This window comes from Rossellomorea arthrocnemi, from assembly GCF_904424705.1.
Lineage (GTDB): Bacteria > Bacillota > Bacilli > Bacillales > Bacillaceae_B > Rossellomorea > Rossellomorea arthrocnemi.
This window is the reverse complement of sequence record NZ_CAJGBF010000035.1, coordinates 13,419-27,920: the sequence shown is the minus strand read 5'-3', so window position 1 is coordinate 27,920 and position 14,502 is coordinate 13,419. Positions and strand designations below refer to the sequence as shown.

At 36.1% G+C, this 14,502-nt stretch carries 15 protein-coding genes; 3 read left to right on the top strand and 12 right to left on the bottom strand.

The window, feature by feature from the left end; genetic code table 11:
* Positions 1-544 precede the first annotated feature (544 nt).
* The 6 genes from BAA9072_RS23065 to BAA9072_RS23040 all read right to left on the bottom strand — a co-directional run bounded on the left by BAA9072_RS23065 (position 545) and on the right by BAA9072_RS23040 (position 5,782).
* Entirely contained in the window at positions 545-1,015 is a 471-nt protein-coding gene (locus tag BAA9072_RS23065) for a GNAT family N-acetyltransferase (protein WP_201716907.1), read from the bottom strand.
* A 22-nt stretch (positions 1,016-1,037) separates the two neighbouring features.
* A complete protein-coding gene (locus BAA9072_RS23060; RefSeq protein WP_201716906.1) occupies positions 1,038-1,604 on the bottom strand; it encodes a hypothetical protein in 567 nt (188 codons plus the stop codon).
* Between the two features lie 24 nt (positions 1,605-1,628).
* Positions 1,629-1,940, bottom strand: a complete 312-nt coding sequence (locus BAA9072_RS24760) for a TIGR04104 family putative zinc finger protein (RefSeq protein ID WP_201716905.1) — start codon at positions 1,938-1,940, stop codon at positions 1,629-1,631.
* 896 nt (positions 1,941-2,836) lie between these two features.
* Positions 2,837-4,303, bottom strand: coding sequence for a DUF4179 domain-containing protein (locus BAA9072_RS23050; protein ID WP_201716904.1), 1,467 nt, complete (start codon positions 4,301-4,303; stop codon positions 2,837-2,839).
* Entirely contained in the window at positions 4,296-4,766 is a 471-nt protein-coding gene (locus BAA9072_RS23045; RefSeq protein WP_330999330.1) for a sigma-70 family RNA polymerase sigma factor, read from the bottom strand. Before BAA9072_RS23045 ends, BAA9072_RS23050 begins: the two co-directional genes overlap by 8 nt.
* 404 nt (positions 4,767-5,170) lie before the next feature.
* A complete protein-coding gene (locus BAA9072_RS23040; protein ID WP_201716902.1) occupies positions 5,171-5,782 on the bottom strand; it encodes a CGNR zinc finger domain-containing protein in 612 nt (203 codons plus the stop codon).
* A gap of 120 nt (positions 5,783-5,902) precedes the next feature.
* Between BAA9072_RS23040 and BAA9072_RS23035 the strand changes: the two genes are divergently transcribed.
* A complete protein-coding gene (locus BAA9072_RS23035; RefSeq protein ID WP_201716901.1) occupies positions 5,903-6,376 on the top strand; it encodes a hypothetical protein in 474 nt (157 codons plus the stop codon).
* A 583-nt stretch (positions 6,377-6,959) separates the two neighbouring features.
* On the opposite strand, the gene BAA9072_RS23030 is transcribed toward BAA9072_RS23035, so the two are convergent.
* On the bottom strand, positions 6,960-7,319 hold the full coding sequence (locus BAA9072_RS23030; protein ID WP_230980981.1) for a cell division protein FtsK: 360 nt from the start codon (positions 7,317-7,319) through the stop codon (positions 6,960-6,962).
* An 863-nt stretch (positions 7,320-8,182) separates the two neighbouring features.
* Here BAA9072_RS23030 and BAA9072_RS23025 point away from each other — a divergent pair.
* Positions 8,183-8,350: a hypothetical protein gene (locus BAA9072_RS23025; protein ID WP_201716900.1), complete on the top strand. Its 168-nt coding sequence runs from the start codon at positions 8,183-8,185 to the stop codon at positions 8,348-8,350.
* Here BAA9072_RS23025 and BAA9072_RS23020 read toward each other — a convergent pair.
* From BAA9072_RS23020 to BAA9072_RS23005, 4 genes are all read right to left on the bottom strand, one after another.
* Entirely contained in the window at positions 8,340-8,648 is a 309-nt protein-coding gene (locus tag BAA9072_RS23020) for an NUDIX hydrolase (protein ID WP_201716899.1), read from the bottom strand. The two genes, BAA9072_RS23025 and BAA9072_RS23020, sit on opposite strands and share 11 nt — an antisense overlap.
* Positions 8,649-8,913: 265 nt before the next feature.
* The gene (locus BAA9072_RS23015; protein ID WP_201716898.1) at positions 8,914-9,342 is read right to left on the bottom strand and encodes a VanZ family protein; all 429 of its coding nucleotides are present in this window, start codon (positions 9,340-9,342) and stop codon (positions 8,914-8,916) included.
* 179 nt (positions 9,343-9,521) lie between these two features.
* The gene (locus tag BAA9072_RS23010) at positions 9,522-9,767 is read right to left on the bottom strand and encodes a hypothetical protein (RefSeq protein WP_201716897.1); all 246 of its coding nucleotides are present in this window, start codon (positions 9,765-9,767) and stop codon (positions 9,522-9,524) included.
* Between the two features lie 89 nt (positions 9,768-9,856).
* Positions 9,857-12,289 (bottom strand): ATP-binding cassette domain-containing protein, encoded by a 2,433-nt coding sequence (locus tag BAA9072_RS23005; protein WP_201716896.1) that lies wholly within the window; start codon positions 12,287-12,289, stop codon positions 9,857-9,859.
* Positions 12,290-12,425: 136 nt separating this feature from the next.
* Between BAA9072_RS23005 and BAA9072_RS23000 the strand changes: the two genes are divergently transcribed.
* A complete protein-coding gene (locus BAA9072_RS23000; protein ID WP_201716895.1) occupies positions 12,426-13,151 on the top strand; it encodes a MerR family transcriptional regulator in 726 nt (241 codons plus the stop codon).
* A gap of 265 nt (positions 13,152-13,416) precedes the next feature.
* Here the strand turns inward: BAA9072_RS23000 and BAA9072_RS22995 are convergent, their stop codons facing one another.
* Positions 13,417-14,496, bottom strand: a complete 1,080-nt coding sequence (locus tag BAA9072_RS22995; protein ID WP_201716894.1) for a M42 family metallopeptidase — start codon at positions 14,494-14,496, stop codon at positions 13,417-13,419.
* Positions 14,497-14,502: the final 6 nt, after the last annotated feature.

Here is a 14,502-nt window from a genome sequence, read left to right as displayed (position 1 = left end):
TATATCCCTTTATTTTGAACAAATGATAAAAAAAGGAAGATATTTAGCCGAGATGATTTTTAAAAAATTTTAATAGAGAAATAAAACGGTTGTAAGACCTGATATTATAACTTTTCCCGAGGGAGTCAAGCACCTTCCGTTCCAATCAACTTTCTAAGCCTGGGTAAGAAATAGATATATAAATACCTTTCGTTTTAACTCTAGCTTTTTTTTAAATGTTGAGCGATCAACATCCTGCTCTTACAATTGCCTCTTGTCACTAGTAAGTTCTGATTCGTGTTTAGATGGCGAGGAGGAACTACGTAGACTCCGGCGGGGAAGCGTGCCGATACCCCGTTCGTTTTAGCTGAAGAGGCTCGTCCACACGCTAGCTGAAGCAAAGCAGTCCATCCCACCATCCACCTAACATCGATTGACAGAGCTCAAGAAATAAATTGTTCAAAAACAACAATCTTTACGAAAAGATCCAATAACAAAAAGTTTTACGCCATTTAAATCAAGCATTATTATTTCTATTTTAATATAGACGGAAATTACAAAACCATTATAAACGGATTTCCATCCGTCTCTTTTGGGTCTTTAAATTCATTGATTCATAGAATTTTATAGCATCTTCGTTAAATTCCCACACGCCTAATTCCAATGAATCTGCTTCTATAGCCTTTGCGTACTCCAATATCTCCCCAAAGAATACCTTCCCCAAGCCTTTTCCTCTGAACGTACGATCCACACCAAAATCATCCATATAGACCACTTTCTTAGAATTGAGAATGGGTCTTTCATCGGTATTCTTTATCGTGATGATGGTATACGCGATGAGTTGGGCTTCTTCTAATACGAATACCTTTGTGTTTTCTCCATCTATTACGTTATTAAAATACTCCTGGTCCAGCGTGGTATCCGCCATCCGATAGTGGTCTGGCCTTTCCTTTGTATGTATTTCGTGAACTTGTCTTTGTATTCGATGAACCGCATCATAATCATTTTTGGTGGCTTCTCTGATATGTGTCTGCATTATACTTCCCCCATAAAGAATGTTATTTATTTTTAGTAAGCCTCTCTGTCCATTCCTTTAACATCTCATCATCTATTTCATCTATTACATTCTGTGTTCCGTCTTTCATGACCATCTTCACTTCAACATCCTTTTCACCACTGATGGCATACCAAAACCGTTTATCATCTTCCACCTCAATGATTTTGGCTTTTTCTTTCCCTGCAAATACGGCCTTAATGGAAGAGTCACTGATTGCACCTGAATAGATATACTGTTCCTGATGCATGGCAGACCACTTTACCGGGGTATCCCATTCTGCTCCTCTCGTTTGTTTCCATTCCCACTGATCATCTTCTTGTTTAAAATAGGCGATGAATATTTGCTCTCCCCGGGTATTGTTTTCTGTGAATACGGCAATCGCATCGTTTGGTTGGACCACATCTTCCTCTTTATGAACGAGAGAATAGGAGTAATTCACTTCTTTATCATATCCTTTTGATATTTCCTTCATCTTTTTGTGAAAGAAGTCTTCAAAGGTGAGGTTGTAAGAACATGCGGACAATAAAGAAATGAGTGTTAAAAGAGTAAGTAAAAGAACTTTTTTCATTTTTATCATCCTCTCTTAATAATCTCATATCATATTGGACTGGTTGTTATCGTCAAGTTTAAATCCCACTAAGTATGGACCCAGAAGAGAACCAATAATACCCAAAAGGAATCCTATTCCACCAGTTAAAAGAATATTTTGAAATGGTGAAAGAAACTGCATAAAGACTAACATGGGAAAAATGGTCAGCATACTATTCGTAAACCGCCCCTTTATGGTCAAAGAGTGCTCTTGATCGCAAGTATGACAGCAGAGTGGTTTAATAATTGGCCCCCATAAGTATTGGTAGACCTTTTTCCATTTGAATTGGGTATGGCAGTTCTTGCAGTGCTGCAAATGCAGTTCCCTCCTTAATAAATACCACTAAACGAAGCCTGATTATTTCAATTTTTATATTTGATCAAGGAATTTACTCTTACCATACCCCAACGATGGGAAGGCTCTTTATCGCTCATAAGAAATCCATTCCTTACTTGGTCCTGTTACTAAACTATTGTCCTTAGAAACTCACTTCTCATAAAAGCATTACCCATTCAGTATCTTATCTTTTTATAAACCCCAACTCCGAGATAATAAAGGAAACCAATCCCCATTATAATCACCCCATAAACCAAAAACCCCATCCTGTTCCATCCTCTGATAAAAACAATGCCTATAACAATGGAGACATAGCCAATTAAAGATATGGATAAGGGAATCATGAACCCTCGTTTACTTTTCGTTTTGAAGAAATGAATAGAAATTAGAACCAAGACAGCAGTCAGCACTGAGACAAACATGACTGCATCTCCATAATACTCCCACCACATTGAAACCTCCCCTTCGTCTTGACTTTACATCCCATTAACCAAATTAATTTGCCTGCTTACAATGACTTGCAGCTTCAAGTGCTTGTGCTAAATCCACTTTTGAGGAAATACTTATCAGTCAACCGGGCGGCCTTTTGTTACTAGTTCAACCTTTGGTGAAATCTATTGGATAGACCTTGTTCAGACATTCAAGTATTTTTTATTCCATGAATGTTATTCTCCTGTCTGTATACATTCATTGGACTAAGTAGCTGCAGGGAATAGTTATATGACCCACTCATATACAAAAATAAAATAAATATCCAATTCCATATCTTTGTCTTACTACTGTTTCAGAAAAAAGTAAAGTTTCTTATTTTATTTTCTCGGATGACACAACATGAAAATAAGCCCCCTCTCATTAAAAGGGGACCTTCTCCATCTTTACCTTGGGTTCAAATAAATCGGAATGAAAGAGAATCCATTTTCTTCCCTGATTTTTTTAGCCGCTTCTGAATTCTGGGCCTCACTCATACTAAGAACTCTAGATCTTTCTGATATACTAACTTCTAGAATTTTCGAGTTTTCATGACCTTTTAGCTTCCCAATAGCTTTTCTCTTAATTGAAAGTTCTTTTGGGAATGTCTCGAGATATTGATTGATCTCTTTCTCTTCTTCTTTTGTCAGTGGCACTAATGTATATCCATATTCATCCAACACTGCATCTATTTCAGATTGTTCATCTTCTACTGCTTTTTGTATAACTTTTCCGGATTTATTAAGAGGTATGTCGACAGCGTCCCCTACTTCAAGAATACAGTCCTTTTGATTTCTAACCGGAGCAAACGTCATAATGTATTCGTCATTTTCTCCTTCAACTTCTCCTTTACTAAAAATCGGTTCCACTTTTTTGCCTTCTGATTTTAAAAACACTCCTGATTTCTTTTCGTTGACACTATACCCGTATTCTTTACTGTGTTTCCTTGCATTGAGGAATTGTCGTTCCAGTTTACTCATCACGTCGTATTCCATACCATTATCATCTGTCAGGACCCCTGTGTCAGACCCCTTAACTACCACCCTTGTTTCCAACTTAGAGAACTCGACCCTTGTAACGGTGTAGGCTTCCCTTTTGTAAGTGAATGTTTTATTGAGCTCTATTGTTTTTCTTTCTGATATTGCAGCCGGCTTGATCATGAAATCTAATGGCCAGGTTGTCTCCACGCTCTCCCGACCGCTATCTTTATAAATCGTTAACTGATCTATTTCCAACCGTATGTCTTTTCCCTCATAATCCTTTAATGATTCAAACGAAAGGGCTGATACTACTTTGTTTTCCTTACTGTCATAATATCTACTTCCCCAGCCTACATTTTTCAATTTTCTTTTTTCATTTCCAACCATTAAGTTGATCGAGCTTACACCTTCGAATAGATCAACATAATAGTCTTTTAAATCGGTTTTTTCACTTTGATAGGTAAGAAGGAGCTTTGTTTCCTTATCATCTGTCAACACACGTTCAAAATGGACGGTGATGTCATATTTTTCATCAATATATGTTTGATCAAGAATCTGTCCATCGCCTGATATAACGGCATTTCTCACACCTGTATCATCAATATGCTTACTTGAGAAAATTTTGTCATATACTTCTTGAATGGCCGCTATAACTGGTGTGAATGTTAACGTTGAAGTAATTAGCAAGAGTGCCGCCGCAATGATTGAAAGTCTTTTATAGTTGTACTTTTTTCCCTTTGGAGAGCTTACAAGACTAGGCGTGTTCTCCTTTACAGGGGGATTACTACGTACATTGAACTCTGCTTTTGCTTTCTCGACGCCTAATCTGGCTCTACTATGTAACTCATCCGGAATGTCAATTTTCTCTAATTCACGCCTAATATTATTATTCATACATATCAACCCTCCTAACCTGTTTTCGGAGTTTTGCCAGAGCTCGATATAAAACAGACTTTACTGTACCCAATGGCGACTCCTCAATTTCTGAAATCTCCTTAAGTGTATATCCATGATAAAATTTCCAGAGTATGATGTTTTTCTCACTTTCATTTAACGTGTCAAGCAAATCATGCAAGGATAATGAAAGAGGAAGATCACGATCTTCTGAATCAATGTGAAGAGCATATTCCGGGTTCAGATGAATGATCTTCTTTTTATTTCTCAGCATATCCGTTGCACAGGTAATGGTGATCTTTATTAACCATGTTTTAAAATATGCAGGATTCATTAGGGTGCCTATCTTTTTGAATGAGCGATACGCCGTTTCTTGAACGACATCAAGTGCATCCTCCTGATTTTTCACATATACATAAGCCATTCGATAAATGTCTTTTTCGTATTCTTGAAATATTGTCAAAAATGCCTCTTCGTCGCCTTCCTGAGCTTTGTGAACTAATTCAATAATTGAACTCACCTTCTTTTTCTTTATGTATTACTAAGTATTAGACGGACATATTAAGTATTTGGCTTCAAAAGTTTTATTAAAGTACCTTTGTATATTTTTAAAAGATCCTAAACATAAAAAAAAACAAGAGGAATTGTCCCTTGCTCCCTTGGTTCTTCCTATATATAAGTTAATGAGTAATTTCAGAAGAAGTAAAACCTTTTTAAGATTAACTTATCAAGTAATTGTGTGAACAAGACTTTAATGATCATCTTAAGCATTACACAAACTTAGGCTCATTATAAAATAATGGTGAATCGGGCTTCTTTCAATTACTGATAAATATCTACCCTTAAAGGAAAAGTGACCGAATGTGGTCACTTTTCTTTTTGGTAATATCGTCGAACTTTGGCACGATTGCCGCAATCCGCCATTGAACACCAGCGGCGACTCCGGTTCCGGCTCGTATCGAAGAATAACCAGCCACAAGGGTCTCCTTCACATTGCTTGACCCGCTCCAATTCACTTTTTGAAACGAGTAAATCGACAGCGGATTGCAGAATGGGAGGCAGCATCGTATCAAGGGTTTTCTCTGTTTGTTTGAACTTCAAAGTGAATTGATCCTCGTCTTGAATGACTTGCAACGATCGATAGAAGTGGCTCACGGATTTATTAAAGTGTGCCAGATCCTGCTCGTTCGGCGAGGTCTTCTTTGAAATGCTCTTGAATATTCGATACATGACTTCCCGCAGTTCGACTGCCTGCTTTAGGGTTTCTTCTGCTTGAGAAGGGTTTTCCCCGGCCTCAATTAGAAGATTCTGTGCCTGTGAGGCAGTCAACACTTCAGCATGGATCGACCAGTCAACCAACTTAACGTAGCTCGTAAACCAATCCCGCCGTTTATCAGCACTTTCCCGCCAACTGACGGTATTGATAAAATCCATACACAAACGTTCTCCGACCATCATATAAGGGTTTGTTTCCAACATGATCATGACTCCTTTACTCTAACCATCATAATACATATTGACAGTTAGAAACAACCGGAGTAAACTTATAACCAGCTAAAGTATTTATGGTGGTTAATTATAAAATCAGGAGGTACTAAGATGGAGAATCCGATGTTGGTAGCTGTTAGAACCTTGTTGAAAGAAACATTTGAAGGACCTGATGGAAACGGAAGCTGGTACACAGAATCCAAGCCTGGCAGTGGTTTATTCGGAACGCTTGAAGAATTATCGGCAGAAGAGGCTTCAATACCTGTCAATGGGACGACAATCGCCGCCCAAACCGATCATACCCGCTATTATTTATGGGTTTCCAACTCCTACTTAAAGGGAGAAGAACCCAGTAAGGACTGGGAAGCATCGTGGAAAGTTACTAATGTTGATAAAAACACATGGACACAATTCTCTTCCGAACTTCATCAAGAATACACCACGCTACTCACCAAGATCAATTCACTTAACTCCTTAGATGAACAGCTATCGAGTGGTCTGTTGGGAGCAATCGCTCATTCCGCCTACCACCTCGGTTCGATACGACAAATGATCAAAGCGATCAAAGTCCCAAGCCAATCATAAGCATGAAAAAAAGCTCCAAGAAATCTTCTTGGAGCTTTCTCTTAGTATGGTATTTTCAAAACTCCACATATTCCTAATACAGCAAACTACTAAGTTTAGATTTTACTATTATATATCAATGTCTTTGGTGTTCTTTTTTCCTGTGGACAATGCAATAAACAACAGAAGAAAGATCATTCCCAATACCAGTGGAAAAAAGATTAAAATCCAAGAGAATGTAGACATCTCTCCACTGCCAATGGGACCAATTTTCGGCCGGCTTATTTGAAATATAGTGATAACAAATAGGAAAATGTTAAAAATTGAACCAAGCAAGAAGACATTTTTTCTCACTATACCAACCTCCAATCTTTATCCAACTTAAATATATGAACTTTCCTTTAGCATCTTGCTAATTCTGTTACTGAACAATGTAGGGGAGTTACTTGTTCAGCAAACTCCTCCTTTAAAGGATAAGTCTAAATTCTAATTTTTATTTACTTTGCACCATTGATAGGGTTGAACTTCATTTAATGCCTAGAAAAAAGAGATATTTGTTTAATAACCTTTTGATGAAATAAACGAAATTCAAAAAGAATAATTTTTATAATTTTAGAGTATGAACTGCTCCAACAATATACATATATAATCCTATGAGAGATAGAAGAGATCCCAAGATAAATGTCCAAGGATTGTCTTCTTTATCTTGATCAAATGTCCCAATTGTAAGTATAGCGACTGTCAAAGTTACTAAAGGAAAAATGACATGTTGAGGTCCAAATGCGAATGAAATTCCACCAAAGATTAACACAAAAAGTCCATAAGGATTTGCTTTTTTTATGTTATCAATATACTCTTTCTCAAAAGTCGAAAAATCTTCATCGTCATAATAATAAAACACTTGCTTGAGTCTATTTAGGAGAGTAACTATCTTTTTAAATACGCCCATATCTCCCTGTTTCAATTCCTTCCTTTGTTCAGTAATCCTACCGGTTTATGTAATAAAGATTATTTAATTAACCTTTCTCTTTAACGGAAGAAAGAAATAGCTGGAGACCTTCTCTTGCTGATCTTCAGCTAATGCCCCGTTACTTTAAATGTATTTTTTCTCAAATTCAATGATTGGTATATAAATGATTAGAGGATTATTTCTTAACAAAATATTATGTATCTTACGAACGCTCACTTAACATACGAAATAGAAAGGAAAAGTTCCTCTGCTTCATTAACCTCCCTCTTTAAAGAAAGAGATAACTCTTGTTTTCAACAAACAGTCCGATAATTTAATAAGAATCGTTTGTTGAATTAGAACCCATTTTTAGAAATATCCCTACGCAAATCATAATCAGCCCAATAATACTCGTGACAAATTCGACATAGTAAAAGTCTCCATCTCGCAGGAATCGAATTAGAAAGATGGTTCCAAATCCTGTTAATATCAACATCCCTAAAAATATTAACCCTTTCTTCATAACCTTCCCCCTCTATAATTTATTCCGGTTTCTACTTAAAATGTAAACTTTTATTTATGTCTTCTTTTATGTGCACACCAACAATTCCAATTATTTCAAATTAAGTAATTTTAAGCAATCCTTTTTCCTTAGATAACATATCCGCCCGTTGAACATAAAGTACACAATATAAATCGTATTACACATAGTGGTTCTGTATCTTACAGGTTCAATTTCAATGATCGCACTTCCATTCTCATTGCAAAATGTTCTCCTTTCCATTTAACATCTTCATGTCAATTTTTGTGGGTAAATTTACTTTGTAATTTTCAACCAGAGTTATATAATTAATGTATCAAACGAGAGGAGAATAAAAATGAAACAAGTTGCTCTCCATCATTGGCAAAAAGAACATAATAAACGAATAGCAGAATTTCATGAGAACCACGAAATGAACATACAACGTGGTGAAAATGGAAAAGGTTTGTTGGCTAAATGGGAAAGATTTTTTTATAACCATGTCATTTCCCCTCTTAAAAACTAAAATACTTATTAATTGAACTGACTTCATAGTACAGTTCTTTTTTTCTGCGTTCCAAGACGATTTGTCCAGTTTCCTCAAATGCCTCCCTAATTGCACATTCCTTAGGAGTTTCATCACCTTCTCTACGTCCAGCCGGCAATTTCCATTGTTTCCGCCACACGTTATAACACATAAGAAATTTACCTTCACATTTCATTACCGCAAAGGAACCAGCTAATGGCTGATAATGGAACATATTTTCTTCAGGCATTCTAATGAAATCAAGAAATTCTATTCCATTCTTCTTTGTTAAATTCAAATGGCTACCTCCTCCTTAAGTACAGGACACCTAATATACATCAATCCTCTAAAATCCCTATTCTTCAATAAACACTTAACTTTTTAGACTAAAATCACCCTAATCATTCTGATAACTTTTTCCGGTAATTGAAGATCAGCAAACTCCCCTTTAACTTAGTTCCAATTATTTCAAACTACTACATAGAACTCAATCTTTTATTCCACATGAAGAGGGGCTTATCCTATTCAAGATAAGCCCCTGTTGAATGGGAACCAATATTATATTAGATTAGTTTAGAGATCAGATATCCTATGGCTGCCCCAGCCAGGTTTAAGATAACATCATCTACATCTAATACTCCTAATCTAGTTAGAAACTGAACAATTTCTATACTCATACTCATCACTAGTGAAAAATATAATACGCTTTTTAATGTATTAAAGTTAGAGAAAACTTTTGGGAGTAAAAACCCTAATGGCATAAATATAATAACTACCCCAATAGTATTGTAGAACCAAGTATCAAAGTTATAGTGGTCTATTTCAAATACATAACTAATCACTGTATGAAATGGAATAAAATTATTATTTATCCCTTCATAGTTATTAGCCCTCAAATGGCGAGTTCCAATCCCTACAAAGCTCATTACCATCAACCAAAAAAGATAAAACAAAAATAAAATAAATACAGCATACTGCTTGTATTTTTGCATTCGAATCACCTCTTATCATAAGAGGTTTATGATTGTCCTTAAATAAATATTCACTTTTCGTTTAAGCAAACTAAGCATTCACAACCTTGCCCAATAGTTGAATAAAGAAAAAGCCTAAGAACAGCTTTACGATCTTTAGTTATGGTTCATTATATTTTGAAGAAGTACAATACAATCCACTACGTTTTTTTATTGTTTAAAAACTTCCCTATAAGTGTCAATGCTATATAGATTGCGACTCCCGATGCGACAATAATAAGGAATGAATTCGTTATAAGGTTAAAGTCAATCTCATTTGTAACTTGAAAAACCTCTCCCTCTCTATCATGATGGATGATTTTCCAACCATCATATTCAAGTGTAAAGAAGGAGATGATTAAGCCTAAAATTACCCCGCCGATCATTGAAATCCACCCTTTTTTCATTCCTCCACTCCTTTTTATTGATACTTAATTAGACGAAAGCCATTCATTAAATGTTTCTGATTTTCCCTGTTAATCGGCAGAAAAAGACTTTATAAATAGTTTGACGTTTTAGTATCAGCATGAATAAAATCAGAAATATTTCCACTAAAGACTATATTTCCTCCTTGGTCACCACCACCAGGACCCAGTTCTACTACATAATCTGCTTGTCTAATCACATCAAGATTATGTTCAATAAAAAAGAAGGTATTCCCCTTGTCAACAAGGTTCTGTATTAATTCCATAAAATGATATATATCAATTTTATGCATCCCAGTAGTTGGCTCATCCATGATAAATAAGTGGTTATTCCCTTTTTTTCGTGAAATCACACTGGCAAGGCTTAATCGCTGCATTTCTCCTCCAGACAATGTATCAGTCGACTGACCCAGTGTAATATAATCAAGATTGGTTTTCCCCAAAAGTGTTAAGGGGGTAGAATCTAAACTATGTCTTTCAAAGAAATCAATGGCTTCGTTAATGGAGAAATTCAACACATCAGCAATCGAATGGCCATCCATTCTTATTTCAAGCAAGCGATCAGTATACCTATTTCCATGGCATATAGGACAAGGAAGTTCAATATTTTCAAAAAACAGCTGATTACTTTCAACCACACCTAAGCCCAAACAATTTGAACATCTCCCATTTCCAGTATTAAACGAAAAATCAGATGAAGAAAAATCAACGTTTTTTCTCTTTGCCACTTTCGTAAAAAGAGAGCGAATGTCATCAAAAACATTCATATAGGTTGCGATAACAGAACGTTTATTTCTGTTTGGTCGTTTTTGGTTAATAATCACTAGATCTTCAAACTTGTTTAGCCACTGGATTTTATCACTATTATTCAAACCTGTGGATGATATCTCACCAAACAGCAAGCTGGATTTACCGGATCCCGAAACCCCTGTGATGACAGATAAACAGTTGGCAGGCAATGTTGTAGAGATGTTTTTCAGGTTGTTGCTATCGGCATCTATTAAATGTATTGCTTTATGGCTTGTTTGCCGTTGATAACTCGTTTGTTCATATTTGTTTTGGTGAGACCTAAAGAGCAACGAATATGGATGATTAAGAAGGTCATCGTAAGTTCCAGCAGCAACTAATTCACCACCATATTCACCCGACTGGGGACCAATTTCAATGATATGATCTGCATGTTTCATAAATTCCCCATCATGTTCGATGGTGATAACCGTGTTACCACGCGCCTTGATTTTTTGAATCATTGAGAGTAATCCGTCTGTATCAGAAGGATGCAACCCAATCGTCGGCTCATCTAAAATGATTATGAGTTCTGTCATTCGAGAATCAAGAATGGCTGCTAATTTTAACCGTTGCGCTTCACCCCCTGAAAGTGTCAAGTATGGCCGATTGAGTGATAAGTAGTCTAATCCCACTTGGGAAATACGCTCAATCTTAGTTGATACATCCAGCAAATAATCCTTTACTAACGCTCTTTTTTTATGATTCATACTATTATCAATTTGTTCAATCCATGTTAATAAATGTTGTAACTCCCATGTTTCAATAACAGGTAAGCTTTGATTAAAAACGGTTGCAGACCTACTCAACTCATTTAGTTTTTCACCCTGGCAATCTGGACATATTCCTTCTTTAACGAATTCTTTTAAATTTTGGGGAATAGATTTTTTATCAGCAATCTTTTGCCATATTTTTGGCTCCACTCCCTCATATTTTCCTTCTGATACTTTCGTGGGTAAATTTTTCCTCTTCCCCTCAGAAATCATCTCTGAATGTATTCCATTTTTTAGTATTTCAAATTGTTCATCTGTAAAATCCCTTAAAGGCAGATTTTCATGCATCTCTATTTTCAAATAATTCAGAAGTGCGATAAAAGCTTTCAGTTGATATTCTGCATAGTTTTTTGCCCAAATCCTTACACCACCATCAATAATGGTCCTATCCTTCTGATACAAATTGCTTTGAATAGCCAGTGACATTCCAAGACCATTGCATGTTGGGCAAGCACCTTCTTTTGTATTAAAAGAAAAGTGGGTCCTTGTTAATTTTTCAAATCGATCGTTGCATTCCGGACAAATCATATACACTGTAAATTTCCCATTACTCTTTTCTATTTCTTCAATCGAATCACTTGCAGAGATTTCTTTCCTACAATTCGGACACTGTCTATCATGCAGTTTTTCAAATATCATTCTTAAATCTGTATATATATCTGTTTGTGTCCCAAGAGTTGAACGGGGATTATCATTCCTATCCTCTTGATCAATCATGATAGCTGGAGACAAATTGGTGATTTCGTCTACCTTTGGCTTTTGAATACCTTGATAGTTCATTGCCTCTAAATACTGTCTTTGGGCCTCCATGTACAAAGTATCTTTTAGTAATGTAGTTTTTCCCGAACCTGAAAGCCCTGTGATGACTGTCAGTTGATTCCTTGGTATTTCTACTTCAATATTTTTCAGGTTCTTTTCATATGCATTGCGGATTTGAATGTTCATTTTTCCACCTCCATATTTAGCATATCAGTTTGAAGCAATACTCCATTTTCAAACAATAGAATCCCTCTACAAGTAGATTATGATAAAATAAAGTGAACTAAGGACTTTAAACTTTTACTTTAAGGTTGTGTAAAGAATGATTTATACTGTGAAGAAAATGACAGAGCTTGTTGGGGTAAGCAATACTACTTTAAAAAGATATGAAAAAAATAATCTAATTCCACCCGTGAATTATACAGAAGGTAACCAGAGGAGATATGAAGAAATTCATTTGACTGCATTTCTAACGATTCGAAAACTCCTTAAGGGATTCGAAATACCTGTTGCATATAAGTTAATGAAATTAGCAAATAGATTAGACTTTATCGAAGCACATTGGATCATTGCCGGGGAGCAAAAAAAATTAGTAGAAGAAAAAGAACAATTAAAGCGGCATAAGGAATTTCTTATAGCTTTGCCAAGCAAACCTATAAAAGCTTCCAAAATGCGTATAGGAGAACTTGCAAAATTCTCCAATGTTGAGACGTCTACTATTCGATATTGGGAGTCAAGAAATTTAATAAAAGGAGTTAGGGATCATTCTAATGGGTATCGCTACTATGAAGAGAGCGAAGTGAGAAAAACGATTATTATTTCCCTCTTAAGAAAGACTGTTTACTACATAGAGGAAATAAAAAAAATCATAGATGGAACCCAGGATGACAATCTGGCCAATATAAAAAAGCATTATTCTATCACACAAAAAAATAATGATATTTACTTGGCCAAGCAATTAAATGCGATCTCCTTATATATGAAGTATTGTACTGATTTAGTTGAAGTTCAACATAATGATTCACAGGACTCGGAAAAGAATGAATAATAGAAGCTTATTCTTTTGTTATAAATCTTGGTCCGTTTCCTAAACAAGAATAAATCCTGTTGTTTTTGATACAACAGGATTTTCAACATTCCAACATTCATTATAAAAATAATTCAATCTCTATTAAATTAGAACTTTGTTTTTAAACGATCTATCCTTTTTTCGCAAGGGTGTTCTCGTAAACATTGTTGACTTTGAAGAAGCGTGTAGTGGTTGATTTTCGCTCCAGGTGCCCGCTTTCTTGTAGCTGACGTACGGTTGTTAATTAAAAGGTATCTATAAAACTCTTACCAGCTATTTCATTTGCAGTATAGGTAAACTCTTTTATTAACTTTAAGCTGTTTTCCATGTCCAATAGATCCACAATTTCTACAGGGCTGTGCGTGTAGCGAGAGGGGATGGAAACAACTCCCGTTGAAACCCCCGTTGATGTCATATGGATTGCACCCCCATCTGTTCCAATTCCCATAAATACTTCTAATTGATACGGAATGCTAGCTTGAGCTGCCGTATTCTTTAGATGCTCTGACACTACCGGATGCGAAATGAGGGATTTATCTGCGATTTTAATACAGGGGCCATCTCCCAATACTCTCGTTCCTGTCATCAATACATCATACGTATCACTTGTTGGTGTAGTATCGATGGCAATGGCGTAATCTGGTTTAATGGACGGAGTCAAAATAGAGGCTCCCCGCAACCCGACTTCTTCTTGAACAGTAAAAGCAAAATATAGATCACCGTGTTCACGTTCAGAAATCTTTATATCCTGTAAAAACTTGATTAACAATGCACTTCCTGCACGATCGTCAAGTGCTTTTCCAACTACCCTTGGCTGTTTATCACTGCCGATCAATTTTAGTTCCGATCCATAGGAGATTGGTTGCCCGACATCAATCCCCATTTCTTTCGCATCTTCTGCTGAACTAGCTCCGATATCAATATAGAGTTCTCTGTGGGAATCAATCCTTTTTGGATCATCCCATTTTACATAGTGGGTGGATAAGGTCCCTATAACACCATGTAAATAACCTTTTCTTGACTTAATAACAACAGGCTGAGCAAGAAGAATTCGATCATCGAAACCACCCACTTTTTCAAAACGCAGGGTTCCATTTGCCTCGATTTTTTTTACGATAAAGCCAATTTCATCTGAATGAGCAGCAAATAAAATAGAAGGATAATCATGGTTTGTTGCAGCCACTTTCGCAATCACATTTCCTAACGAATCTACATGGTATTCATCAGCATTATCCTTTATTTTTTCAATAATAAAGCGTTGTATGTCTTGTTCGAACCCACTTGGGCCCACTTTCTCACATAATTCTTTCAACAGTTGGTACATTCCTCA

Coding starts and splice junctions, on each gene's coding strand:
- BAA9072_RS23035 (WP_201716901.1), top strand. CDS start 5,903: ATGGAGAATCCGATGTTGGTAGCTGTTAGAACCTTGTTGAAAGAAACA.
- BAA9072_RS22995 (WP_201716894.1), bottom strand. CDS start 14,496: ATGTACCAACTGTTGAAAGAATTATGTGAGAAAGTGGGCCCAAGTGGG.
- BAA9072_RS23005 (WP_201716896.1), bottom strand. CDS start 12,289: ATGAACATTCAAATCCGCAATGCATATGAAAAGAACCTGAAAAATATT.
- BAA9072_RS23010 (WP_201716897.1), bottom strand. CDS start 9,767: ATGAAAAAAGGGTGGATTTCAATGATCGGCGGGGTAATTTTAGGCTTA.
- BAA9072_RS23050 (WP_201716904.1), bottom strand. CDS start 4,303: ATGAATAATAATATTAGGCGTGAATTAGAGAAAATTGACATTCCGGAT.
- BAA9072_RS23040 (WP_201716902.1), bottom strand. CDS start 5,782: ATGTTGGAAACAAACCCTTATATGATGGTCGGAGAACGTTTGTGTATG.
- BAA9072_RS23000 (WP_201716895.1), top strand. CDS start 12,426: ATGATTTATACTGTGAAGAAAATGACAGAGCTTGTTGGGGTAAGCAAT.
- BAA9072_RS23025 (WP_201716900.1), top strand. CDS start 8,183: ATGAAACAAGTTGCTCTCCATCATTGGCAAAAAGAACATAATAAACGA.
- BAA9072_RS23065 (WP_201716907.1), bottom strand. CDS start 1,015: ATGCAGACACATATCAGAGAAGCCACCAAAAATGATTATGATGCGGTT.
- BAA9072_RS23060 (WP_201716906.1), bottom strand. CDS start 1,604: ATGAAAAAAGTTCTTTTACTTACTCTTTTAACACTCATTTCTTTATTG.
- BAA9072_RS23015 (WP_201716898.1), bottom strand. CDS start 9,342: ATGCAAAAATACAAGCAGTATGCTGTATTTATTTTATTTTTGTTTTAT.